At 63.3% G+C, this 22,021-nt stretch carries 19 protein-coding genes and 1 tRNA gene; 6 read left to right on the forward strand and 14 right to left on the reverse strand.

Annotated elements, in window-relative coordinates:
- The first annotated feature begins 332 nt into the window (after positions 1-332).
- Positions 333-1,013 carry a phosphatase PAP2 family protein gene (locus tag J5J06_04985; GenBank protein ID MCO6436422.1) on the forward strand — a complete coding sequence of 227 codons (681 nt, stop codon included), beginning with the start codon at positions 333-335 and terminating at the stop codon, positions 1,011-1,013.
- On the opposite strand, the gene J5J06_04990 is transcribed toward J5J06_04985, so the two are convergent.
- The 7 genes from J5J06_04990 to J5J06_05020 all read right to left on the reverse strand — a co-directional run bounded on the left by J5J06_04990 (position 1,010) and on the right by J5J06_05020 (position 10,040).
- Complete coding sequence (locus J5J06_04990) at positions 1,010-2,869, reverse strand: glycosyltransferase family 39 protein (protein ID MCO6436423.1); 1,860 nt, start codon at positions 2,867-2,869, stop codon at positions 1,010-1,012. The genes J5J06_04985 and J5J06_04990 overlap by 4 nt on opposite strands.
- Positions 2,870-3,115: 246 nt before the next feature.
- The gene (locus J5J06_04995; GenBank protein MCO6436424.1) at positions 3,116-4,336 is read right to left on the reverse strand and encodes an efflux RND transporter periplasmic adaptor subunit; all 1,221 of its coding nucleotides are present in this window, start codon (positions 4,334-4,336) and stop codon (positions 3,116-3,118) included.
- Between the two features lie 21 nt (positions 4,337-4,357).
- Positions 4,358-5,530, reverse strand: a complete 1,173-nt coding sequence (locus tag J5J06_05000; GenBank protein MCO6436425.1) for an FtsX-like permease family protein — start codon at positions 5,528-5,530, stop codon at positions 4,358-4,360.
- 9 nt (positions 5,531-5,539) lie between these two features.
- Entirely contained in the window at positions 5,540-6,712 is a 1,173-nt protein-coding gene (locus J5J06_05005; GenBank protein MCO6436426.1) for an ABC transporter permease, read from the reverse strand.
- A 69-nt stretch (positions 6,713-6,781) separates the two neighbouring features.
- Complete coding sequence (locus tag J5J06_05010) at positions 6,782-7,963, reverse strand: ABC transporter permease (protein MCO6436427.1); 1,182 nt, start codon at positions 7,961-7,963, stop codon at positions 6,782-6,784.
- A gap of 175 nt (positions 7,964-8,138) precedes the next feature.
- Entirely contained in the window at positions 8,139-9,311 is a 1,173-nt protein-coding gene (locus J5J06_05015) for an ABC transporter permease (protein ID MCO6436428.1), read from the reverse strand.
- 24 nt (positions 9,312-9,335) lie between these two features.
- Complete coding sequence (locus tag J5J06_05020) at positions 9,336-10,040, reverse strand: ABC transporter ATP-binding protein (GenBank protein MCO6436429.1); 705 nt, start codon at positions 10,038-10,040, stop codon at positions 9,336-9,338.
- Between the two features lie 231 nt (positions 10,041-10,271).
- Between J5J06_05020 and J5J06_05025 the strand changes: the two genes are divergently transcribed.
- Entirely contained in the window at positions 10,272-11,843 is a 1,572-nt protein-coding gene (locus J5J06_05025; protein ID MCO6436430.1) for a hypothetical protein, read from the forward strand.
- Between the two features lie 14 nt (positions 11,844-11,857).
- Here the strand turns inward: J5J06_05025 and J5J06_05030 are convergent, their stop codons facing one another.
- Positions 11,858-12,643 (reverse strand): isoprenylcysteine carboxylmethyltransferase family protein, encoded by a 786-nt coding sequence (locus J5J06_05030; GenBank protein MCO6436431.1) that lies wholly within the window; start codon positions 12,641-12,643, stop codon positions 11,858-11,860.
- A gap of 317 nt (positions 12,644-12,960) precedes the next feature.
- Between J5J06_05030 and J5J06_05035 the strand changes: the two genes are divergently transcribed.
- Positions 12,961-13,536, forward strand: a complete 576-nt coding sequence (locus J5J06_05035) for a TetR/AcrR family transcriptional regulator (GenBank protein ID MCO6436432.1) — start codon at positions 12,961-12,963, stop codon at positions 13,534-13,536.
- Here the strand turns inward: J5J06_05035 and J5J06_05040 are convergent.
- The 3 genes from J5J06_05040 to J5J06_05050 all read right to left on the reverse strand — a co-directional run bounded on the left by J5J06_05040 (position 13,533) and on the right by J5J06_05050 (position 14,866).
- A complete protein-coding gene (locus J5J06_05040; GenBank protein ID MCO6436433.1) occupies positions 13,533-14,045 on the reverse strand; it encodes a hypothetical protein in 513 nt (170 codons plus the stop codon). The genes J5J06_05035 and J5J06_05040 overlap by 4 nt on opposite strands.
- A gap of 166 nt (positions 14,046-14,211) precedes the next feature.
- Positions 14,212-14,284, reverse strand: a tRNA-Ala gene (locus J5J06_05045).
- Between the two features lie 105 nt (positions 14,285-14,389).
- Positions 14,390-14,866: an FHA domain-containing protein gene (locus J5J06_05050; GenBank protein MCO6436434.1), complete on the reverse strand. Its 477-nt coding sequence runs from the start codon at positions 14,864-14,866 to the stop codon at positions 14,390-14,392.
- A gap of 249 nt (positions 14,867-15,115) precedes the next feature.
- Here J5J06_05050 and hemW point away from each other — a divergent pair, with 249 nt between their 5' ends.
- The 3 genes from hemW to J5J06_05065 all read left to right on the forward strand — a co-directional run bounded on the left by hemW (position 15,116) and on the right by J5J06_05065 (position 18,922).
- On the forward strand, positions 15,116-16,315 hold the full coding sequence (gene hemW, locus J5J06_05055; GenBank protein MCO6436435.1) for a radical SAM family heme chaperone HemW: 1,200 nt from the start codon (positions 15,116-15,118) through the stop codon (positions 16,313-16,315).
- A gap of 125 nt (positions 16,316-16,440) precedes the next feature.
- Entirely contained in the window at positions 16,441-18,267 is a 1,827-nt protein-coding gene (locus J5J06_05060; GenBank protein ID MCO6436436.1) for a glycosyltransferase family 39 protein, read from the forward strand.
- 82 nt (positions 18,268-18,349) lie between these two features.
- Positions 18,350-18,922 carry an aminodeoxychorismate/anthranilate synthase component II gene (locus J5J06_05065; GenBank protein ID MCO6436437.1) on the forward strand — a complete coding sequence of 191 codons (573 nt, stop codon included), beginning with the start codon at positions 18,350-18,352 and terminating at the stop codon, positions 18,920-18,922.
- Positions 18,923-18,925: 3 nt separating this feature from the next.
- On the opposite strand, the gene J5J06_05070 is transcribed toward J5J06_05065, so the two are convergent.
- From J5J06_05070 to tig, 3 genes are all read right to left on the reverse strand, one after another.
- A complete protein-coding gene (locus J5J06_05070) occupies positions 18,926-19,546 on the reverse strand; it encodes an ATP-dependent Clp protease proteolytic subunit (GenBank protein MCO6436438.1) in 621 nt (206 codons plus the stop codon).
- A gap of 80 nt (positions 19,547-19,626) precedes the next feature.
- Positions 19,627-20,235: an ATP-dependent Clp protease proteolytic subunit gene (locus tag J5J06_05075; protein MCO6436439.1), complete on the reverse strand. Its 609-nt coding sequence runs from the start codon at positions 20,233-20,235 to the stop codon at positions 19,627-19,629.
- A 150-nt stretch (positions 20,236-20,385) separates the two neighbouring features.
- Positions 20,386-21,915, reverse strand: coding sequence for a trigger factor (gene tig, locus J5J06_05080; GenBank protein ID MCO6436440.1), 1,530 nt, complete (start codon positions 21,913-21,915; stop codon positions 20,386-20,388).
- Between the last annotated feature and the right edge of the window lie 106 nt (positions 21,916-22,021).

Below are 22,021 nucleotides of genomic sequence, written 5' to 3' on the forward strand. Positions count from 1 at the left end.
CGGCTCCGCGTGCCCAATGAGCCCATTCTACAAGTCCTTCATTTCTTGTATATAGTTTTTTAAGTGAATTACAGTGACGATTTGCGCGCTCAGTAGCAATTTATGCGGCTCGCAACCCTCGTTTGTCGGGAAGCACGAACCTATTCGACTGCATGACGACTCGCGCAGCGTTGATCGCGAGTATCCCTGCGGAATCCGACGTGTTCGAGCCGGCCTACTTGCTCAATCCTTATCCTCGTGCAGAATCTCGCACGATGCCGCCCGGTCGGACCTGCGGCAAAATGCACCAGCCCCGGGGGAACTCTCGAAATGCGAGGATCGTTCAACTGGTAATGAACGAGAATACTCACAACGCTTTCCGCTGGCCGCTCATTCTCGGCCTGCTTCTGCTCGCTGCAGCATTGTTCGCGGTCGACCAGTCGCTGACGGACTGGTTGCATGCGCAGATACACCGCTTCCACGGCATCCGTCACTTGATCTGGGCTGTGAATTCCTTCTTTGACTGGTGGCTCTATGTCGCGGTCGCCGCCCTGCTTCTGCTGGATACACGGCGAATCCGCATGCTGCGCTGCTACGTCTTGACGTTGGCGGGGTCGGCCGTCGTCCTCCACGGATTGAAGTTCCTGATCGGGCGAGCCCGGCCGGGTCTGGACCTGGGTCCGTTGGCCTTCGCCCCGCTCTCCAGCCCATCGCTCGAGTTCGATTCCTTTCCTTCCGGACATGCCTTCGCCGCAACGCTGATGACGCTGATTATTCAACGTTACCTGCCGGGATCCGTATGGCTTCTGGCCCCCCTCGCTGCCATGGTGTGCCTCTCGCGGGCAGCCTTCGAGCGGCACTTCCCGAGCGATATCGTCGCCGGCATCGCGCTGGCGCTGATCACCATGCACGTCGCCCTTCGAGTGGAGCCGGACGGTTTCCCCGTTCTGTTCACGGATCCCCAGGAGAACGCTTCAGAGACAGCAAGCCGCGCCAACGCCCAGGCCTCGGAAGCCCCCGGCAAGAATGCCTAATCAGGGTTGTTCGGACTCGATTCCGCCGGAGGTGTTCGGCCCAAGAGCTCAATCCCGACCCATCGACCTTTCGCATATTGGACGCCCTCGGCCTGCCAGATCGGGGTGAATTCCGAAAGGCAATCATCGGGCCGCTGAACGAAGCCCGCAGGAAGCTCGGAAATCAAAAGCAGACCGCCGCGATGCTCTTCGCACCACTTCGGCACCGCTCCCCAGGAAAGGCGATCCACGAACCCATGCGTCAGAAAGACCAGACTGTCCTCGGCGTATCCGACAGCTCCGAAGGGTCGACCCGTCCCGCCATCGTGCGCGCAGTACGCCCGCACCGCCTGGGAGCTGAGCCAGACAAATGGCATCCGAGGCAGAAGAACCGCAAATGTCGTTGCCGAAAGCAACAGACACGAAGCAAGCGCTGGGGCCGCGGCGCGACGCACGCGACCTTCACGAAGCCTGTGGAACAGCAGCACCATCAACACCAGTCCGGCGGCCGGCGCAAGGATCGTCCATGAACGGGCCGCAAGCCCGGTTGTCGGCCAGGCCCAAAAACCAAGAAACGTGGGGATACCCAGCGTCAGCACGACCGTCAGGACGAACCAGCCCCAGAGCGCTGTTCTTCCACCCCAGCTTGAGCGGATCTCCCGCCAGCGCCCGCGACAATCGAATAACGCCCGGGCGCACAGCAAGGCGATGGCCGGATACGTCGGCAGGACGTAATGGGGCAGCTTCGTCGCCACCAGTTCGAAAAGAACCCAGGTGGGCACGATCCAGGCAATACAAAAGGCCTCCGCCTCGTGATGGACATGGGGAAATCGTGCGGCGAAACGCGAAAGCACGGAATTTCCACGATCGCTCGACTCGCCTTTTGCCGCCGGAGCCCATCGAAGACCCCGGGCAAAGCCGCGCATCAGTCCCGGCAGAAGGGCCAGTGATCCCGGCCAGAAGAGCACGGGCAGCAGCAGCAGGTGGTAGCCCGGTGGTGCCGAGTGCCCCTCCTTCGATGAGATGCTCCGGCCCAGAACTTCGTCCATGATGACATGGCTCATACGCTCCCAGCCGACGACACTCGAAACGGCGATTGGCCACGGAAGAACGATCGCAGCGAGGATGCCTAATCCCAGGAGCGGGCGGAGCGTGCGGAGCAACTGCCAGTCGCGCCCCAGCAGGCACAGGGAGAAGACCGTCAGCCCCGATACGGCGGGCGTAACCGGTCCCTTTGTCATGATGCCCAAGCCCACCACGCACCAGAAAGCGACGACATCGAGCGAACGGCGGAAATGGGCCGGGCCCCGCGAACGCTGCCAGATGCGCCACAGGAGAAACTGCGCGAGCACCGTGAACATCAGGAGAAGCTGATCCGCCCGCGCCTGCCGGGCGTCGACGCACACCAGCAGGCAGCTTCCCAGCAGCAGGCCCGCCAGCCACCCCACCGGCGGCCCGAACATGGAGACACCGATACGCCACGTGATCAGCGCCGCCAGCGCCGCCGATACCACCGAGGGCAATCGAAAACCCGCGATCCCCGCCTTGGGCAGCGTTTCCTTGCGCGTCTCGTCACACCATGGCGCCTTCCGTGGATTCGATTCCACGGAACCGGACGGCATCACCGATTCCATCGCCCGATGCGAAATCGCCTGAAACCAGTAGATCAGTGGCGGCTTGTTCAGCCTTGGACGATCGTCGAATACCGGAACAAGGACGCCCTCCCAGTCCCCCGCTTCGGCGATCCCGCGCGACGCCTGAGCGAAACGCGACTCATCGCGATCGATCGGCGGCAACTGGAAAACGCCGGGCGCATCGAAAAGCAGACACAACAGGAAGAGCACGACTCCGCCACCCGTGCTCGCGTACCAGCGCACCGGCGGTCGAAATGCTCGCGGAAGTCTTCGGGGGTCTCGTCCCACGGCACTGTCAGAATCGGCGGCCGGTCAACATCCCAATCCACACGGCGTGAGCGCCGTCACGTTCTCCCATGGGCGCCGACGGAGCCCCTTAGCGCAGAATCCACGAAGCCGTCAAATCTCAAGAACGCTCGCCCGTCAGGTGGCGGTCACCAGATTGGACTCGTAGAAGCCGAATAGCCGTGTGCACACCGCGCCGACGGCTCATGGACCCGCCAGCTTCTCCACGTCGTCCGCCACGATACGCTGGCCGGGCTCCAACCCGGACAGCACTTCGATCTGCGAACCCGCGCTTCGCCCCAGGGTCACGGCCGTCGAGATAAGCTGCTTCTCCCCTTCCACGAAAACCGTTCCGCTCGCCCCGTCGTTATGGACCTTGCAGGCCGACTTGGGAATCCAGATGCTCGGCTTCACCCGCTCCGCCGTCGCCGAGGGACGCTCGCTCAGGAAAATCACCTGCGCCGAACCCTCCACCCGCAGGTAGGCATCGGGATTCAGAATCCGCACCTTGACCTGCACAGTGGCCTTGGAGTAGTTCGCGCCCGGGTCGATCCACATGATGAATCCGTCGTACTTGCGGTCCTTGTAGGCATCAGGAATGACCGTGCAGGGCATGTCGGCTCGAAGACGGGCGATGTCCAGCTCGCTGACGTCCACCTCGACGCGCAGCTTGTCCATATCGGCGATGACGGCGAACTGGGCGTTGGCATTGGCCCCGCGACCGCCCTCCGCTGCCACGAAATCACCCACCTCGACCGCCCGCTCGAGAATGACACCGTCGATCGGCGCCAGGACCCGGCAATCGTCGAGCGATTTCTGGGCCGCTGCCAGTGCCGCCTCCGCCGCGCCCACCGACGCCCGCGCCGCGTCGATCCCTTTCCGCGCCTCGGCCTGTTCGATCGGGTTCGTGTCGTTCGTCTCGGCCAATCGCTGGACGCGCGCGAAATTGACCTCCTCATAGGCCAGTTCCGCCTTCGCTCTCGCCAGGAACGCCGAGGCCTCGTCACGATTGGCCCGGTAAAGATCCTCCTCCACCTTCGCCAGAAGCTGCCCCTGCTTCATGTGGTCGCCCTGCTCGAAGTACAGCGCGGTGATCTGCCCCGAGACTTTGGTAGCGACCTGCACGAGGTGGTCCGATACGATCTTCCCCGTGGCGGTGAGGACGGGCGGCGGAGCATCATCCGCCGCCGCCGAAACGGTAAGAAAACGAAGTGACTCTTCCGCGGGTGCGGATGCCGTCAGCTTCACCAGCTTTTCGCGGTTGGCATAACCAAATCCTGCAGCCGCCACGATCGCCACGGCCAGGAACAGGCCCAGCCAGAGCTTTCCCCGCCCGCGCGAAGCCGTCCTGGTCGATTCCGGCCGCTGCTCGCGCGGAATGCGCAGCGTCTCGAGGCGATTGCGTACGTCTGCCGGCGTGCTCATTACTTCTATTGTAGTCGCGGATCAGGCTTTTCGCAGGGCCTCGAGGACATTCGTCCGCGACGCCCTCAGCGCCGGAGCCGCCGCCCCGGCAACCGCGACGATAACGGCCAGGATCAATGCCGAGGCCACAATTTCCGGCGTCACCTTCAGTTCATACGCCAGGACGGTCCAGGTGTACTCGGAAAGGAAGTCCTGCCGCCTCCCGGAGAAGGCCAGGCTCCCCAGCAGGCCCGCCGCCGCCGCCGGCACACAGATCATCACCGATTCCAGCAGGAACGAAATGACCACCGACCAGCGATCGAACCCCAGTGTCCGCAACATGGCGATCTCCCGCCGGCGGCGATCCACCGCAGCATACATCGTGTTGGCGACGGCGAAGACCGCACCCACGGCCATCAGCGTTACCAGGGCGACGGTCAACGTGACAATCTCCTGCGTCTTTTTGGTCAGATCCTCGTAGTAATCCGTCTCCGTCTTGGCCGCGAGTTCGACGGTCGGCCCGCGGACGTACTCGATCGCCGCCTCCACCGACGACTCCGGCGCGATGCGCATGAGCGCACTCGAGATGATCCGGCGGTCATAGACGTCGGCCACGATGGTCCGCGGAGCCCAGATCTCGCTCTCCAGCGCCGACCCCCCGGCCGTGAACAAGCCCACGATCCGAAATTGCCGGTTGGAATTCCGACCCAGGGTAACATCGTCGCCGATGTTCAAATCAGCGAAGCGGCGTTCTGCAGCCACGCCCACGATGACCTCCAGAGCCCCCGACTCAAACGAACGACCCTCCACAATTGTCACGGCGGAATGCACGTCGAAAGCAATCGCATCTACGCCGCGCACCGCCACCGCGGCCGGCGGATCGCCGGGATCGCGTCTGGGGACCAGCGTCTGGACGTTGATCTCTTCGCTGAGCATAAGCCTTCCGTCGCCCGCTCGGGCGACGCCGGGCGTCTGGGGCAGCCGCGCCGCCTCGGCCGGGAGAATGATGCTCGTGCTCTCCGAAGTCGCACCCTTGGCAAGGACGAGCACGTTGCGATTCGAACCCGTGATCGCCAACGATGCCTGAATGCCCGCCGCAAAGGAAAGAAGGACCGCCAGCACGAACACGATCACCGCGACGACCACGAACGTCAGCGTCGTGCTCAGCTTCCTCACCAGCAGATTCCGCCAGTTGTAGCTCAGCGGCAGGGCCATGCGGATCAGTCACTCCAGATTGCGAAAGGCCTGGATCACGTTCAATCGCAGGGCCAGGATCGACGGCCACACCGCGGCGAGCAGCCCGATTCCCAGCGAAATCAGCAGTCCGTTTGCGCACACAACCGGTTCGATGGTCAGCTTCTGAATGATGGGCACCTTGTAGCTGCTCAGCGGCGTATGCGTGAAAGCCACGTAGGGGATCAGTACGCCCATCAGCCCGCCCAGCGCGCACAACGCAAGGCTCTCGGTCTGAACCAGTCCGAAGACGAGCCGCCCGCTGAAGCCCATGGCCTTGAGCGTCGCCAGTTCCGTCGTGCGGTCCCGAAAGTTCATGCTCATGGTATTGGCCGCCGCCATGATCGCCACGAACACGGTCACCGCCGCGAGGATCGAAAGGTTCGTACGCAGATCGAACTGCTGGGTGATAAACTCGTTCATGAACGACTTCTCATCCTGCGTCTTCGTCGGATCCGGTGAGTTGGCGAAAAGCTCATCGATCGCCAACCGAAAATGCTCCAGGTCCGCCGGCGTGGCGCACTTCACGAAAAAGAAGCTCGTCTCCGCATTTTCGATGTTGTACTCCTCCTCGAGCTTCGCACGGTAGTAGTCCATGCGCGTAAAGTTGGTGACCGGATCATTGGCCCGGGCGGTGGTCGCGATGATGTGAAACTCCATGGGGACGAACGGCGGAAGCGTTGGTGTGATCGTGATGCGATCACCGACCTTCCAGTCGTACTGCTCCGCCACGGCCGAGCCGATCAGGATCGCCTGGCGATCCCTCTCCCAGGCCGCAAGCTCGTCCGGGGTCAGCTCGTATTCCGGAAACGTCTGAGCGAACGTGTCGTCATCGGCCGCCAGCGTCGAGAGTGGACTGGGGTCGTCCCCCACGCGACCGCCGAGGAAGTTGATCCCGCAGACGGAAAGTATGCGCGTTCCATCCGGATCAAGCGACTCGATCTTGCGCCGGTACCCGGCCGGAAGCGGATTGACATACGAAGCCTTGTGAATCACCACCAGGCGGAGTTGCTTCACGGAATTGTCGAGAAACCGGTCGATGCCGTCGATCACGGCCATGGAAAGAACGTAGATGATGATCGGCATCGCCACCGCGAGGCAGGTCAACAGGGATCGCAGGGGATTGCGCGTCAGATTGCGAAGAAGGTATACCCAGCGAAGCATGCGCCTACCCGCACTGTCGACCGGACTCGTTCACCCGAAGAACATCCGTCGACATGCCTATTGCCCGTCCTACCCCTCGCGCAGCGCCGTCACCACGTCCAGCCGTGCCGCACGCAGCGCCGGCAGCAGCGCCCCCAGGGCCCCCACGAGGCTCACGCACAGTAACGCCAGCAGGATGATCATGGGCGTCAGATGGATCTCGAACGCCAGGATCGTGAACGTCTGCGCCCCGAACATATCCTTGGTGTTCCCCACGAATTGAAGCCACGCGGCCGCGCCCAGGCAGCCCATCGCCCCACCCAACAGCGAAAGGAGCGTTGCCTCAACCATGAATCCCGTGAGAATCTGATTCCGCCGGAAACCGATCGTCCGCAACATGGCGATTTCCGCGGTGCGCCCTGCAACCATCGAGAACATCGTGTTGGCGATGGAGAGCATCGCCGCCAGGCTCATGATGGCCACGAGCACGTTGGCCAGCAGCAGGTAAACCCGAATAAGCTGCGATTGCTCCTGCCAGTAGTCCTTCTCCGTTCGCGCCGTGAGTTGAATGGCCGGTCCTTCGATCTGCTCCAAGACGGTTCGCGGATCGGTCCCCTCCGCCACGCACAAGCTCGCGCTCGAATACATCGTCCGGTTGTAGGCGTTCAGCAGCGACGGAAGATATCCCCAGATCTCGCTCTCCAAAGGACCGCCGTCCGCCGAGAAGTGCCCGACAACCTTGTACACGCGGTTGTTCCCGTAACCCAGGCTGATTTCCTCCCCCACATCCAGCCCGGCAAACTGCTCCGCAGCCGCCCTGCCCACGATGACCTCCTGTGCGCCCTCCGAAAAGAACGGTCCGAGCAGCCTGACGTTATCATGAACTTTCAGCGCTTCGGCCGTGACTCCCCGAACACAGACGTTGGCGCTGGTCTCGCCGCCGTCACGAAGCCGCGGAAGCGACACCTGTACGACCATTTCCGGGCTGATCAACCGCTCGATGCCCTCACCGGCCGCGATTCCCGAAACCTGCGTAAGCTTGTTGAATTCGTCGACCGGAATCGCGCTGTTGCTCTCCGCGGTCGAGCCGCGCTTGAGCACGATGATCTTGTCCTCATCGGCCGCCACGGACAACGAGCTTCGCAGTGCCTCGGCGAACCCCAGCATCCAGGAAAACACGCCGACAACCGCTGCGATCACCAGCACGGTGAGCATGCTCGTCGCCCGCCGCACGAACAGACTTCGCCAGTGATAATTCAGCGGCAGCGCCAATCTACTTCTTCCTCTCTTCCCTTTCGTCGCTTCGTGGCTCCGTCGCCCCGTGGTTCTCTTCTTCCTATTGCCTATTGCCTATTGCCTATTGCCTACTGCCCATTGCCCTCTTCTTCCCCTTCGTCGCTTCGTGGCTCCGTGGCTCCGTGGCTTTCTTCTTCCTGTTGCCTGCTCCCTACGCCACCTTCCGCAGCGCATCCACCGTCCTCAACCGCATCGCCTGATACGCCGGCCAGAGGCCCGAAAAGAGCCCCACGACCACGGCGATGACCAGCGCCCCGATCACGGCCGTGGGCGAAACTTCGACGGAGGTGAACGGCCCGAATCCCAGCTCGCGCATCGGGAACAGGGCCAGCCCGACGATCACCGGAATAATCCCCATCAGCGCCCCGATGATCGCCAGCATCAGGCTTTCCGACAGCACGATGAAAAAGACCCGCGACGACTGAAATCCGATGGCCTTGAAAACGGCCAGTTCCCGCGTCCGCTCCCGGAAGCTCATCATCATCGTGTTGCTGGCCACCAGCGCGATGATGAAAACCACCACGATGGCCATCGCCTGCATCAGCCCGGGAATGTCCCCTGCCGCCTGCGTGAAATTGGCGACAAACGCATTCTCGTCCTCCGACTTGGTCTCGTCCGGACTGTTGGCAAAGAGTGCGTCGATATCCGCTTGCAGCGATCGCAACGCCCGGGCCGAATTGCACTTGACCCAGAATACATTGCAGCGACTCCCCTCCTTCATTCCCGCGTCTTCCAGGGATTCCGTCAGGTAATCGCGTCGCAGGTAGAAGAAATTCTCGCGGCCCGCCAGTTTCGTTGCCTTGATGATCTTGAATTCCAGAGACAGATACGGGGGCACCGTGCTTTCCAGCACGACGCGATCCCCGATTTTCCAGCCGTATTTCTCCGCGACACCCGCCCCCACGATCGCCGCGCGGCGGTCCCGCTCCCACGCTTCGATCTCCGCATCCGTCATTCCGACGTCGCTGTAGACAACGGGAAACGTATCCACATCGGCCGCCAGCGAGGTAAGCGTGTTCTGCGTGTCCGGAACGCGCCCCCCGAACCAGCGCATGCCGCACACCGCCCGCAGCCGCTCCCGGTTCGGGTCCAGCGCCTCGATCTTGCGCCGCATGCCCTCCGGTAGATAGTTGGTCAACGTGACCTTGTGATGAACCGCCAGGCGCAGTTGCTTTTCGTTTTCCACCCCCATCCGTACCAGGGCGACCACGAATGAGAGCGCCAGCACGAACACGGCCATGGGCAGGGCGAACGCCCCGGCGGTTAGCAGCGAGCGCACCGGATTGCGCCGGAGATTCTGCATGAGCACGTAGGTCTTGGTCATGACCGATTCCGATCGATTCCGCGATCAATGGACCGAGGCGGCCATCGCATCTCCGGGAATCAGTTGCCCCTTGTCCAGCAGGAGTTGCCTCCGCGCGTACCCCGCCGCCCGCGGATCGTGCGTGACCATGAACACCGTCTTGCCGAATTCCTCGTTGAGCAGCTTCAGCAGGTTGAGAATCTCCTCGGAGGTCTGCGCATCGAGATCGCCCGTCGGCTCGTCCGCAATGATCAGATCGGGGTCGGTTACAATCGCTCGGGCGATGGCCACGCGCTGTTCCTGCCCGCCCGAGAGCTGATTCGGGCGGTGATCCATGCGATCGCTCAGGCCGACCACATCCAGTGCCGTCTTGACCCGATTGCGGCGCTCGCTGCCGGACATGCGAAACAGCAGCAGCGGCAGTTCAATGTTCTGCGCCGCCGTCAGCACCGGCACCAGGTGGTACATCTGAAAGATAAATCCCACGTGCCGACTGCGCCACGCCGTGCGCTGCCGTTCGCTCATGCGCTCCAGATGGTCGTCGCCGACCCGGACCGTGCCCGAATTCGGTGAATCCAGACCGCCCACGAGGTGCAGCAACGTCGATTTCCCCGATCCGCTGGGACCCATCAGGGCGACGAACTCCCCCGCCGCGATATCCAGATCCAGCCCGTCCAGAACCGGAACCTCGATTCGGTCCTTGTAGTAGACCTTGGACACCTTTCGCAGCTCGATGTCGGCCGCATTCATGCCGATGCTCCGTTCAGGAAGGACGCAGGGTAAAGCCGGACAGCGTACGTTCGAGACGCCGAATTCGCAATCGGCGAAGATGATTCCGGTTCGGACACCCCCCGGAAAGGAACCGCCACGACACGCAGTCTGGCGATTTCGTTTATTTATAGAACCGCAAGCCTGATATTACAGTCCGGCGGATGTAGAATCTTACAACGGCGATCGGAGGACGACCCAGCGCGCCATCGCGTGCTTCAGGGTAGCATCGGCAGCGTGTTCGAGTTCAGGGACTCAGTGCGACGTGCGTGGCTTATCATCCTGGCGACAACCTGGTTAGCGCCGATCCCCCTCGGTTGCAGCCGGTCCGACCGGAAGACCCCCGCGGCGGAGGTCACGGCGCGCCCGGACGACGCACCGATCAACGGCGCACCTGGTTCACGAAGTGAGCCGCCCTCCCCATCCGGACGCGCGTTACCCGATGTACAGCCTCGGCTGGGTGAACCGCTGAGCGGAATTTCCCCTGACCAGCGCGCGCGCTTCAGCAAGGGCCGTGCCCTCTTCAATCGCTCCTTCCGGCCGGAGGAAGGGCTCGGACCGACCTACAACCTCTTCGGGTGCGGCGCCTGCCACAGCAATCCCGTCGGCGGCTCGGGAACGCTCACCGTCACGCTGTTCGGCCGCGCCGAAGGCGACGCCTTCGACCCGCTCCTCGAGCTCGGCGGCCCGATACTTCAAGCCGAGCACGAAGACGCCGACTGCGTTGAGCGCGTGCCCGAAGAAGCAAACGTCGTCGCGCGACATCTGACCACGCCCATCCTCGGCGGCGGTCTGGTGGAAGCCATTCCCGACGCAGCGATCGAAGCGCAATCTAAGGATTCATCGTCAGACGTAAGCGGGCGCGTGAACCGTTCGCGCCCCTACGAGGACGGTCCCGACAGCGCTGCGCGGGTCGGTCGTTTCGGATGGAAATGCCAGTTCGCGACGCTCACGTCCTTCTCCGCCCACGCCGCCCTGAACGAGGTCGGGATCACCAATCGCTACTTCCCTGCCGAGTCGCCTCCCAACGGCCAAGCTTCCAACTTGGCCGGCTGCGACCCTGCCCCCGACCCCGAGGATCGACCGGATGACGAGGGCCTCGAGATGCTCGACCGCTGGGTCGATTTTCTGCGATTCCTCGCCCCGCCGCCGCAGACACCGCGGTCGGGCCTGCCCGGAGAAGCCGTGCTCCATCGCATCGGCTGCACCGAGTGCCATGTCCCGAGCTTCACGACATCGCAGGATCCGTCGCTGCCCTTGGCGCTCCGCGGCCGGACCATCCATCCATACTCCGACTTCCTCGTCCATGACATGGGAGCCAGTGCGGACGGCATCGCCATGGGCAGCGCCGGACGATTCGAAATGCGCACCTCGCCGCTGTGGGGATTTCGCATCCGCTTTCCCAACTGGCACGACGGCCGGATCACCGCGGCCACCCTCCGCGCCCGGTTCGAGCAGTCCGTCGAACTTCATGACGGCGAAGGGGCTTCGGCCCGGGATCGCTTCCGCGCGCTTCCCCCGTCCGATCGCGAGGCACTGATCCGCTTCATCGATTCCCTCGGCCGGGTGGAGTTCGACTTCGACGGCGATAACGACGTCGATCTGGCCGACTACCCCGTTCTGTTCAACTGCTTCACCGGCGAAAGTCCCGGAAGCCTTGCACCCGAAGACCGCTGCGCCATCGGTGACATCGATCAGGACGGCGACATCGACCTGGTCGATACCGCCCTGATGCAGCGGGCCTTCAGCGGATCGCAGCGCGGATCGGCGATGGTTGTCCCATAGCCTCCTTCTCCTATTCACTCGGGCCGACGCATGTCGCCCGGTGCCGCCTGTCGGGCAAGACCCAGACCGGGAAGAAACATTGGCACCGTGCGGCGATACTCCTCGTACGCGGGCCCGTGAACCCGCAGCAGATCCTGCTCCTCCAGGTGCACGCCGATGATGACGTACACCGTGAATCCCCCTGCAAACAGCAGGTGTCCCATGGTCATGTCCGGGGTAGCCCACATGCCCAGCAGAATGCCCAGCATCATGGGATGACGCACGTAGCGGTAGAGAATCGGCTTCGTAAAGCGCGGTTCACCCGCTTCCCGGCCGCGGAGCGCCTCCCACCCCTGCTGAAGCCCGAACAGATGAAAATGGTTGATCAGATACGTCGTGAAGAAAAGCGTTGCCCAGCCCAGCAGCGACAATCCGATCAACATGCGCCGCCCGATGGCTGACTCCACGTGCCACAGGTAACCACCGATGGGACGCCACTGCCAGAAGAGCAGGATGAAACACAGGCTGGCAACCAGCACGAACGTGCTTCGCTCCATGCTCCGCGGGATCCACTGCGTCCACCACATTTTGAATCCCGGTCGAGCCATGATCGTATGCTGCAACCCGAACAGGCCGATCAGGGCAAGATTGATAACCACCGCCGCCGCGATCGGCGCCGATGGACCGCCGGCGTCGACCGAACGCGGAAGTCGCCACCCGACATCCCAGTTCCCCGCGAACGCCATCAGGTAACAGATCGTCGCGAAGAACACGAGATAGACCACCACACTGTACGCGAATACAAACCATCTCCTCGCCATGACTTCTCTCTCCAATCGATGTGCTCTTTTTTCGGCGTCTGCTCTCCGGGTCAGTCGCCGAATGGATGTGTGCCCGTCCGCCCCACCGGATTGGCGGACGGGGTGGTATGATTCTACCAATTTCCCCGCCCTCGGCGGAATCCCCCTTTCCAGGGAAGTTCCAGTCCGGCAAGCGTTATGCACACTCCTCTCTCGCCGTGAAGTATGACCTGCCCGATACACCGGACAAGTTGACTTCCGGTCCACCCTGGGGTTGACTTGAGGTAAACCCATTCGGACTGGTCAGAAAGGGGAATCCGTGAGCGGGGAGTTTCTCGATGGCCGTTTCAACGCGACAGCGTCTGACCGAAGCTGCCAACAAGCGCTTTTACCGCGACGGCTTCCGCAACGTCGGAATCGACCAGATCCTCACCGACGTGGGCATCACCAAGACCGCGTTCTACAAGCACTTCGCCAGCAAGGACGACCTCGTCCTCGAGGTCCTGCAGCAACAGGATCTCTGGCTTCGTGACACGTTCCTGAAACTGGTTCGCCAGCGCGGCGGCGATTCACCCGAGGGGCAACTCCGCGCCCTCTTTGACGTGGTCGAGGAACTGATCGAGTCCGATAACTACCGCGGCTGCTTCTTCGTGAACGTGGCCATGGAATTCCCCCTGCCCCACGATCCGGCGCACGAGGCCGCGGCCCGCAACAAAGCCGCTGTCGGAGAGATCGTCCGTGGATTGGCCGAGCGGGCCGGCGCCCAACATCCCGACCACGTGGCCGAAGAGCTCTGCCTCATCATGGAAGGCGCGTACGTCACGCGCCACGTAACGGGCAACCCCGGCACCGCGGACATCGCCCGCCGCGTCGCCGACCGCGTGATCCGCGATGCGCTCCCCCGCGCGTCCTAGTAGAAGATCGTCACGATGATGTTCGGCTCGGTGTGCTTCCCCTCGAACTGGCCGATCGTCGTCGACGCCGACTTGACCACCACGTTCGGGTTGGTATCGAGCCATTCGTTGATGCTGTTGTTCATGAACCCCAGCGCCGCCTCGCTGAGCTTGGAGTGGAAGATCCGGCAGCGGATCGCCCCTGCCTGCTTGGGATCGGGCTGGCGGTTCCACTTGGAATCATCCCACGCGCCCTGGTAGCCCAGCATGCTCTCGGCCGCCGTCGTCTGGATGCGCGTTCCGCCCAGATCGATCCGCGTTCCGCTTGAGTCGTCCTCGTCGAACGCGATGGGGGCCAGATCGGGATCGTCGAGATCCTCACCTTCGTGGGCCTTTTCATATTCCACGACGCAATGCGGGCACATCAGCTTGCCGCCCTCGTACCGGGCGATGCCCGAATCAAGATGTTCCGGATAGACCGAAGCGCCGCAGCTCGTACAAACGCTGTGCTGTTCCTGTTGACGCGCCATGTCAATACTCCCGGGCTTGAAATGTGGAGTCGATTGTAATGGCCGGGGCGAAGCGCGGCAAGCGCGCCGGCCCCGCACACTTCGGCGGTTCACCGACTTCGCTATCGCCACACGTTGTTCACGGCGCGCAAACGAATGAAAGCACGAGATGCAACGATCAATGGAATGGAGCCAGGGGGATTCGAACCCCCGACCTTCTGCATGCCATGCAGACGCGCTCCCAGCTGCGCCATGGCCCCGACGAGCCGGGCATTATCAACAATTCCGCCGTCCATGCAACACCGCCCGGACCGCACCCGGAAATGCCGTCAAACGCAGGATGGGATCGGCGCGGAAGGAAAAAACTAGGGAACCTCCGGCTCCTGGTCGATCGCCGTCTGATCGGCGCTCGACGCCAGCGCCTCGAGCGCTGAAATGGGATCGACATCCTCATCCGAGATATAGACGTGTCGGGACGTGGCCAGCTTGGCCCCCGATTTCTGCGGACCCACCGAAGGCGTCGCCGCAATGTCTTCATCCGCCGGCGTTCCGTCCATCTGCAGCGTGAAGACCACTCCGCCGATCAGAATCTGATCGCCCGGCTCAAGCGACTCATCCCCCAGCACGCGCCGGTTGTTGACAAACGTGCCGTTGGCCGACCCCAGGTCCCGCAACAGAACACCCTTCTCCCCCAGCACGATTTCCGCATGGTGGCGCGAAACGGAGGCCAGGGGAATCCGGACCCCGCAGTCCTTCTTTCGCCCGACCATCGTGCGCCCGAACAGCAGCGGAACATCCCGCCGGCTACCGTCCTCGCGAAAGTAGATGAGCTTGGCATCCATGGCGAATTGCTCCAGACGATGTGCCGCGCGCCGCGTCCGCTTCGACCGTGGCTTGAGCCCGCATCCCGGACGAGCGCCTCATCAGCGACCCTACCCTCTTTACTATACGCCCACGTCAATTGTCGTTCAAACGAGCGCAACCGCCCGTCCGAGAACGATGCACGATTTGCGGGGCGCAGAGGGGCTGTCTCTACGAATCGGCCGCTCCCTTCAGGAAGCATGATCCCAATCTGCTATGATCCCGGGGAGATGAACACGGCACCCGTGCAGGATCGACTCACCCGCTGCGGACTGTACGTCCACCTGCCCTTCTGCGAAACGAAGTGCGGCTACTGCGACTTCTTCTCCGTTCCGCTCAAGGGACGGGCGACGCGGCCGCTGGTCCAGCGCGTCGCGCGCGAACTGCAACGCCGTCTCTCGCCGGCGCCGCATCCCATCCGCACCGTCTTCGTCGGTGGAGGCACACCGACGATCCTGCCCGCCGACGAACTGGCGTGGCTCCTGGACGAAGTTCGTGCAAAAATCGAATCTCATCTCATCGAGGAATTCACTGTCGAAGCCAACCCCGCCACGGTGGACGACGCCAAGGCTGCCGTACTCGTGCAATGCGGGGTTACGCGGGTGTCGATGGGCGCCCAGTCATTCATTCCCGAAGAGCTCACTACACTGGAGCGACTCCACAGCCCCGATGACATCGCCCCGTCGGTCCAAACGCTTCGCCGCCGCGGCGTGACACAGATCAACCTCGATCTGATATTCGGCATTCCCGGCCAGACGTGCGAAACCTGGAAACATTCGCTCGAAAGTGCCCTTGAGCTCGAGCCCGATCACATCGCCTGCTACGGCCTGACCTACGAACCGGGAACCCGCCTCACGGCGCTGCGCAATGCCGGGCGCGTCGAGCCCTGCGATGAAATCATCGAATCCGGCATGTTCCAGCAAACCGTGGACATCCTCGCCGCCGCCGGGTTCGAGCACTACGAGACCAGCAACTTCGCCCGCCCCGGATGCCGTTGCGAACACAATCTGATCTACTGGCGGAATGGCCCTTATGTCGGGGTCGGTCCTTCGGCCGCGGGTTGCTACGCGGGCCGCCGCTACAAGAACATCGCCGACGTGAGCGGCTACATCCGCGCCATCGACGAGGCTGGGCACGCCGAGGCCGATGGCGAGCGCATCAACCACACCATGCTCATGATGGAAATGGTCATGATGCAGCTTCGACTGACCGAGGGTCTTTCGTTGGACGATTTCCGGCGACGGACCGGCCTCGATCCCCGCCAGCTCTTCGCCCCAGTGCTGGAAAACATGACGCGGCAGGGATGGCTCACGGACTCCGATTCATGCATCGCGTTGACCCCCGCGGGCCGCCTGGTCGCTGACGTCGTGATTCGTGACCTCGCCGCGCTTTGCGAGGATGCCGAGGACCAGCCCACTGCCGCCTTTTGAAGTGGCCCCGGGCCACTCCTGCCTCCTGTCCCGCCCCCCCGTGCCGTCTCGAATTCCTTCAACGTCCCGCAGGCGAACCCCCCCCACGTCGTTTAAACTGCCAAAGGTGCCCCGGAGAACGCCGCATGAACATTCAGCCCACGCCCCCCGCTTCGGCCACGCATGACCCGTCCACCGCGGACAGTAGCCTCGGAACGAAGCAGGGGCGATCGATCTGGTTCCTTCCGGCCGCCCTCTTCCTCACGGCGGTCCATCTTTTGTTCATTCTGGCCTTCTTCGAGCCCGCCATTTCCACGCCCGACGCCAGCGGGTACTTCAAACAGGCTCGCCTGATGGCCACCGAGGGCCGGACCTGGTTCCGCGCCGATTCCGACCTCCAGTACATCCCGCCTCACTGGCTTGCAGACGAAGGGGGACGCTATTTCAGCAAGTACCCGCCCGGGCTTCCGCTCCTCGCCGCCGCCCTGTTCCAACTCGACGGCCCCACGGCCGCCCTCCTCATCAACCCCGTCCTTGCCAGCCTGACCCTACTCGGTCTGATGGTGTTCTGCCGCCGTTGGATGGGCCCCGGCTGGGCGCTGCTCGTCGGCGTCTGCATGGCCGTGAACCCCGTCACCAACCAGCAGGCGCTGTGGGCCTTCGCGCACACGGCCGTGGCGTTCTTTCTCATCTGGGGCATGGTGTTTGTCCTGAGAGGCCAAACCACGCGCCGCACCGGTTGGCTCTTCCTGGCCGGATTGCTGCTCGGTGTTATTCCCACGATTCGCTACGGCGAGATCCTGCTGGCCATCGGATTCGCCCTCTTTGTACTCGCCGGTTCCGCACACGAACGCTCTCGCGTCCGCGCTTTGCTTGCTCTCGCGGCGGGCGCCACGCTGCCGTTGATCGCACTTGCAGTCCGCAATCAGCTTGCCTACGGCGCATTCTGGCGAACAGGCTACGCCTCCACCGGCGAGCAAACCGGCTTCGGCCTTTCCTATTTCGCCCAACACGCCCTGCCCTACCTCAACCAGCTCCTCGCCGAAGGCGTCGGCCCGCTCTTCGGACTCGCCGTCGTGGGTCTGGCCCTCCTTTGCGCCGACCGCCAGATTCGCAACATGGGCGTGCTTCTCCTCGCCCTCATCATTCCGACGACGGCGCTCTACATGTCCTACTACTTCCCGCCGGACGGCGCCTCCATGCGTTTTCTGGTCCCCACGTTGTTTCTCTATCCGATCGCTGCCGTCTGGACGCTCCGCCGACTCGCGCAGGCGTTCCCACGACCCGCCTTCGTTGCCACGGCCGCGACAATTGTCGTCACGTTCGTCTGGGGCTTCCCCGCATCGATTCAGGCCATGATGCCTCACCGCGTCACGAACGAAGTGCTCGTCCGTGCCGGCGAGGCCGTGTCCCGAGACGTCCCGGACGGCAGCATTCTCGTTGTCGATCGCATGTCCGCGCAATATCTCGATTTCCTCGGACGGTGGCGGGTCACGGAAAGCAGCGTCCTGGAAGGTGACCGTCGCCAGGGTCCTCCGCCACGCCGCGTGCAGGCCGGACCCGGTCCGCATCCCGATTCTCCAAGGGCCCCGGCCCTGCGCCGCTACGAGGATCTCGATGCCGCCGCTCGCGGAAAGCAATTTGCCGACGACGTCTGGAACTGGGCGAAGGGCGACCGCCGCGTATTCGTTCTGCTGAACAATTCCGCCTTCGACGAGCTCCGCGCCAGCCTGCCCGATGGAAACGAGCTTCGCCGGCTGGAATCGATCGAACCGCCCAAACTCCCGCCCGGATTCACGCAGCGACCGGGCCTCCCCGGCCCGCACGGACCGCCCGGTGGCGGCCGTCCCGGTCGATTCCGCGGTGGCCCCGGACCGGGCGGCGGACCCGGCGGAATGCCCGGCCCCATGCCGGGAATCGACGCCGCTCAGGATGAACCGCGTATTCTGGCGGAATGGACCCGTGCCGATTAGAACTCGGCCATCCCTGAATGGCTCGACGAAAAGACCCGGCCAACATCGTCATTCCGGCGAACGCCGGAATCCAGAACCGATCGTGCTCCTCATCATCGACAACTACGATTCCTTCACCTACAACCTCGTGCAGGCCATCGGTGCCATCGATGTGTCACTTCCGATGAAGGTCGCCCGCAATGACGAACTCACGCTCGCCGACATCGAAAGACTCCGCCCGTCGCGCGTCATTATCTCGCCCGGCCCCGGGACGCCCGCCGACGCCGGCATCAGCCGCGACCTGATTCGAGCCTGGGCCGGGCGCGCCCCGATCCTCGGTGTCTGTCTCGGACATCAGTGCATCGCGGACGTGTTTGGAGCAACGGTCGGCCCGGCCGCTCGGTTGATGCACGGCAAGACGAGCCTGATTCACCACGACGGGTCAGGTGTTTTTCGAGGTATGAGCAATCCCTTCGCGGCGACGCGCTACCACTCACTCGCCGTCGAGCGATCCTCACTGCCGCCCGTGCTGATCGAAACCGCCCGCAGCGACCGCGACGAGCTCATGGGCCTGCGTCACCGCGACCTGCCCATCGAAGGGGTGCAGTTTCACCCGGAGAGCTTCCTCACGACGGAGGGCTCCCGGCTGCTGGCCAACTTTCTCAATGACCGTTGAGGATCAGGACTTGCCGGGGGTGTCGGGCATCCGCTCCAGCACGCGATCGGCCAATCCGTAGGCGACCGCCTCCTCGGCGTTGAGCCACTTGTTGCGGTCGCAGTCCTTCTCGACCGTCGCCGCGTCTTTGCCCGTACGCGAGGTGAGAATGCCGTACAGCGTCTTGCGGAGCCGGAGGATCTCCTCGGCCTCGATGGAAAGGTCCGTCGCCGGTCCCTGGAGCATTCCGCCGATCAGCGGCTGGTGAAGCAGCGTCCGCGAATTGGGCAGCAGGAAGCGCTTGTTCTTGGCCCCGCCGCAAAGAATGATCGCGCCCATGCTGGCGCAAAGTCCCACGTTGTACGTCGCCACGTCACAGCGCAGGAACTGCATCGTGTCATAGATCGCCAGCCCCGACGAAACCACGCCGCCGGGACTGTTGATGTACATGTGCACGTCGGCCTTGGGGTCCTCGTTGGAAAGAAACAGGAGCTGGGCCACGACAAGGTTGGCGATTTCGTCGTCGATCCCGCCGGTGAGGAACACCACCCGGTCCTTGAGCAGACGCGAGAAGATGTCCATCTCGCGTTCGCCGCGCCCGGTGGACTCGATTACGAACGGTACTCGCTGATTGATCGCGCGCATGGTTCTCACTTCACCTTACCGGCCGGCGGACAAGGCGGAACCGCACCTCGGCGCGGCCTGCCCACGACCCGCTCCCGGCGTCACTTCTTGATCTTCTTGGCGTCCTCTTCCGTCAGAATCTCGTCGACGATTCCGTACTCCAGCGCTTCCTTCGCATTCAGGTAGCGGTCGCGCTCCGTTTCAAACTCGATCTGATCGATCGACTTGCTCGTGCACTGGGCGATGATCTCGTTGATCCGCCGCTTGTCCTTGAGCACCTCTTCCGCCTGGATGCGGATGTCCTCCGCCTGCCCGGTGATGCCGCCGTAGGGCTGGTGGAGCATGACCTTCGCGTTGGGCAGGATGTAGCGCTTGCCCTTGGTCCCGGCCATGAGCAGGATCGCCGCACCGCTGGCGGCCTGACCGATGCACCACGTGGCGATGTCGTAGCCCATCAGGTTCATCGTGTCGTAGATCGCCAGCGTCTGGTCCACCAGTCCGCCCGGAGAGTTGATGTACAGGTTGACATCCTGGTCCTTCCGCACCGACTGGAGGTAAAGGAGCTGCTGAATAATCACACTGGCCGTACGCTCCACGATCGGACCGGCCAGGAAGACGATCCGGTTCTCCAGGAGCATGTCCGTCAGGGACATCTCCCGGGTTCGCTGATACGGAGGATACTGGTTGTAAACGTCCGGTAAGCCGTGCATGCCTGGCATGGTTTCTTCCTTCGTCTCCACCGCGATAGAGGCTTGCCGCAACGGCTGCCGAACAACGACGCCCTTCGGCCCATCGCCCAGTTGATTTTCGGCTAATCGTTACCCTTCCACCACTAGGCGTCGCCCGTCATCGGCGCCCGCCTATTCGCTTTTGGGACCTTCGTCGGTGCTGATGTTCGCGTCCCGGATGAGCTCGTCGAGAAGCTGCTCGTCGCGCAACTGGAGGTAGAGCGAGGTCATCCCGTCCCCGTGCATCAACTCGTCGCGGACCCGGTCGAAGCGCTTGCCCGATTCCCGCGCGATGCCCGCGATCGCCGCGTTGAGCCGCTCCTCGGAAACTTCCGTCTCGCGTTCCTCGGCGATCTTCTCCAGGACGAAGAACAGCTTCAGGTCGCGAACGACCTGGTCGCGGGCCTTGTCCCGCATCACGTCGACCGACTTGCGGACCTCGGCTTCCGGCATGCCCATCTGCATGAGTTGAATCATACGCCGGGCGAGGGTTTTCTCCGTCTGCCGCGCCGAGACGCCCTCCGGAATGTCGAACTTCGTCTGGGCGATCAGGTAGTCACCGACCTGTTCACGCAGGCGCTGGCGCATGGCCTCCTCGCGGCGCGACTCCAGATCCCGCCGAACGTGATCGCGCAGCTCCTGCTCGCTCTCAAAGCCCATCGCCTCGAGAAGTTGTTCGTTCAACGCCGCGGGCACGTTCCGCTTGATCTCGTTGACCTTGAACGCGACCTGCGCCACCTTGCCGCGAAGGGCCAGATCGGTGTAGTCGTCGGGAATCGTGATCCCCAGCTCGATCGTATCGCCGGCGGCCTTCCCCTTCGCCGCGTCACCGAATCCCTTCAGCGGAAACGCGTCCCACCAGGTATCGCGGGCCGCGACTTCCGCGTCCGCTTCGGACCGCAGCTCCTGCCCTTCCGCCGTCACCCGCATGTCGCCGTACAACAGGTCGTCCGGCTCGATCCCGCCCTTCTCCACCGGCTCGAACGTCCCGCGCACCGCGCGATAGCGGTCGATGCGCTCCTGAACGTCCTCGTCGGTTACGGTAATGTCCGGCCGCGTCAGGGGTATGCCCTCCAGCTTGGGCAACTCGAACTGAGGCCGAAGCTCGACTTCGCAACTGAACGTCAGGGGACCTTCCTTGGGCCAGTCAATCAATTCCGTGGCATGCTGGAGCGGGACCAGCTTCTCGACTTCGGCCTCCTCGTCGGCCAACTCGGCCCCCTGTCTCTGCTCCTTCACCTTGACCCAGAAGAGAGGATCGCCCACCGTGTCGAGACCTTCGCGCTCGGACGCGGCAAGGAACCCGCTGCCCACGAGCTGCGTCTTCAACTGGTCTCCGACATCCGAGGCGAATCGCTTTTCCACCAGCTTGAGCGGCGCGTGGCCCTTGCGAAATCCGGGAATCACGGCGTCCCGCCGCAACTCGTCGAACTCCTTCGTGAGGCGACCATCGAGAAACTCCCGAGGGATCGTCACGGTCAGCTTGACGCGAAGCGGACCGACATCCGACTTCTCGACCCCGATGGCTTCCTTCAGCTCCGCCAACGCCTGTTCTTCGTCGCTGAGCTCGCCTGCCTCGGCGTCGGCGCCGGCCTCCTCGACCAGCTCGACGGCCTCGCCTTCCTCAAGTTCCTGCTCAATGGCCTTGTCCTGGTCCGCCATGAAGACGCTCCGTTGACCTCCGTCCAGCGATTTCCGGCCCCGGCGCTCCCATAAACCCGCACCGGGGGCAAGCCGATCAAGCTAACAGAGGCCGCGCGCCTCGGCA

This window comes from Phycisphaerae bacterium (genome assembly GCA_024102815.1).
In the GTDB taxonomy this organism is placed as follows: domain Bacteria; phylum Planctomycetota; class Phycisphaerae; order UBA1845; family UBA1845; genus JAGFJJ01.

Bases quoted from the DNA above. Each gene is read 5' to 3' on its own strand.
- hemW (MCO6436435.1), top strand. From the start codon at position 15,116: ATGAACACGGCACCCGTGCAGGATCGACTCACCCGCTGCGGACTGTAC.
- J5J06_05015 (MCO6436428.1), bottom strand. From the start codon at position 9,311: ATGACCAAGACCTACGTGCTCATGCAGAATCTCCGGCGCAATCCGGTG.
- J5J06_05000 (MCO6436425.1), bottom strand. From the start codon at position 5,530: ATGGCCCTGCCGCTGAGCTACAACTGGCGGAATCTGCTGGTGAGGAAG.
- J5J06_05005 (MCO6436426.1), bottom strand. From the start codon at position 6,712: ATGCTTCGCTGGGTATACCTTCTTCGCAATCTGACGCGCAATCCCCTG.
- J5J06_05070 (MCO6436438.1), bottom strand. From the start codon at position 19,546: ATGCGCGCGATCAATCAGCGAGTACCGTTCGTAATCGAGTCCACCGGG.
- tig (MCO6436440.1), bottom strand. From the start codon at position 21,915: ATGGCGGACCAGGACAAGGCCATTGAGCAGGAACTTGAGGAAGGCGAG.
- J5J06_04985 (MCO6436422.1), top strand. From the start codon at position 333: ATGAACGAGAATACTCACAACGCTTTCCGCTGGCCGCTCATTCTCGGC.
- J5J06_05040 (MCO6436433.1), bottom strand. From the start codon at position 14,045: ATGGCGCGTCAACAGGAACAGCACAGCGTTTGTACGAGCTGCGGCGCT.
- J5J06_04995 (MCO6436424.1), bottom strand. From the start codon at position 4,336: ATGAGCACGCCGGCAGACGTACGCAATCGCCTCGAGACGCTGCGCATT.
- J5J06_05030 (MCO6436431.1), bottom strand. From the start codon at position 12,643: ATGGCGAGGAGATGGTTTGTATTCGCGTACAGTGTGGTGGTCTATCTC.
- J5J06_05060 (MCO6436436.1), top strand. From the start codon at position 16,441: ATGAACATTCAGCCCACGCCCCCCGCTTCGGCCACGCATGACCCGTCC.
- J5J06_05020 (MCO6436429.1), bottom strand. From the start codon at position 10,040: ATGAATGCGGCCGACATCGAGCTGCGAAAGGTGTCCAAGGTCTACTAC.
- J5J06_05075 (MCO6436439.1), bottom strand. From the start codon at position 20,235: ATGCACGGCTTACCGGACGTTTACAACCAGTATCCTCCGTATCAGCGA.
- J5J06_05050 (MCO6436434.1), bottom strand. From the start codon at position 14,866: ATGGATGCCAAGCTCATCTACTTTCGCGAGGACGGTAGCCGGCGGGAT.
- J5J06_05035 (MCO6436432.1), top strand. From the start codon at position 12,961: ATGGCCGTTTCAACGCGACAGCGTCTGACCGAAGCTGCCAACAAGCGC.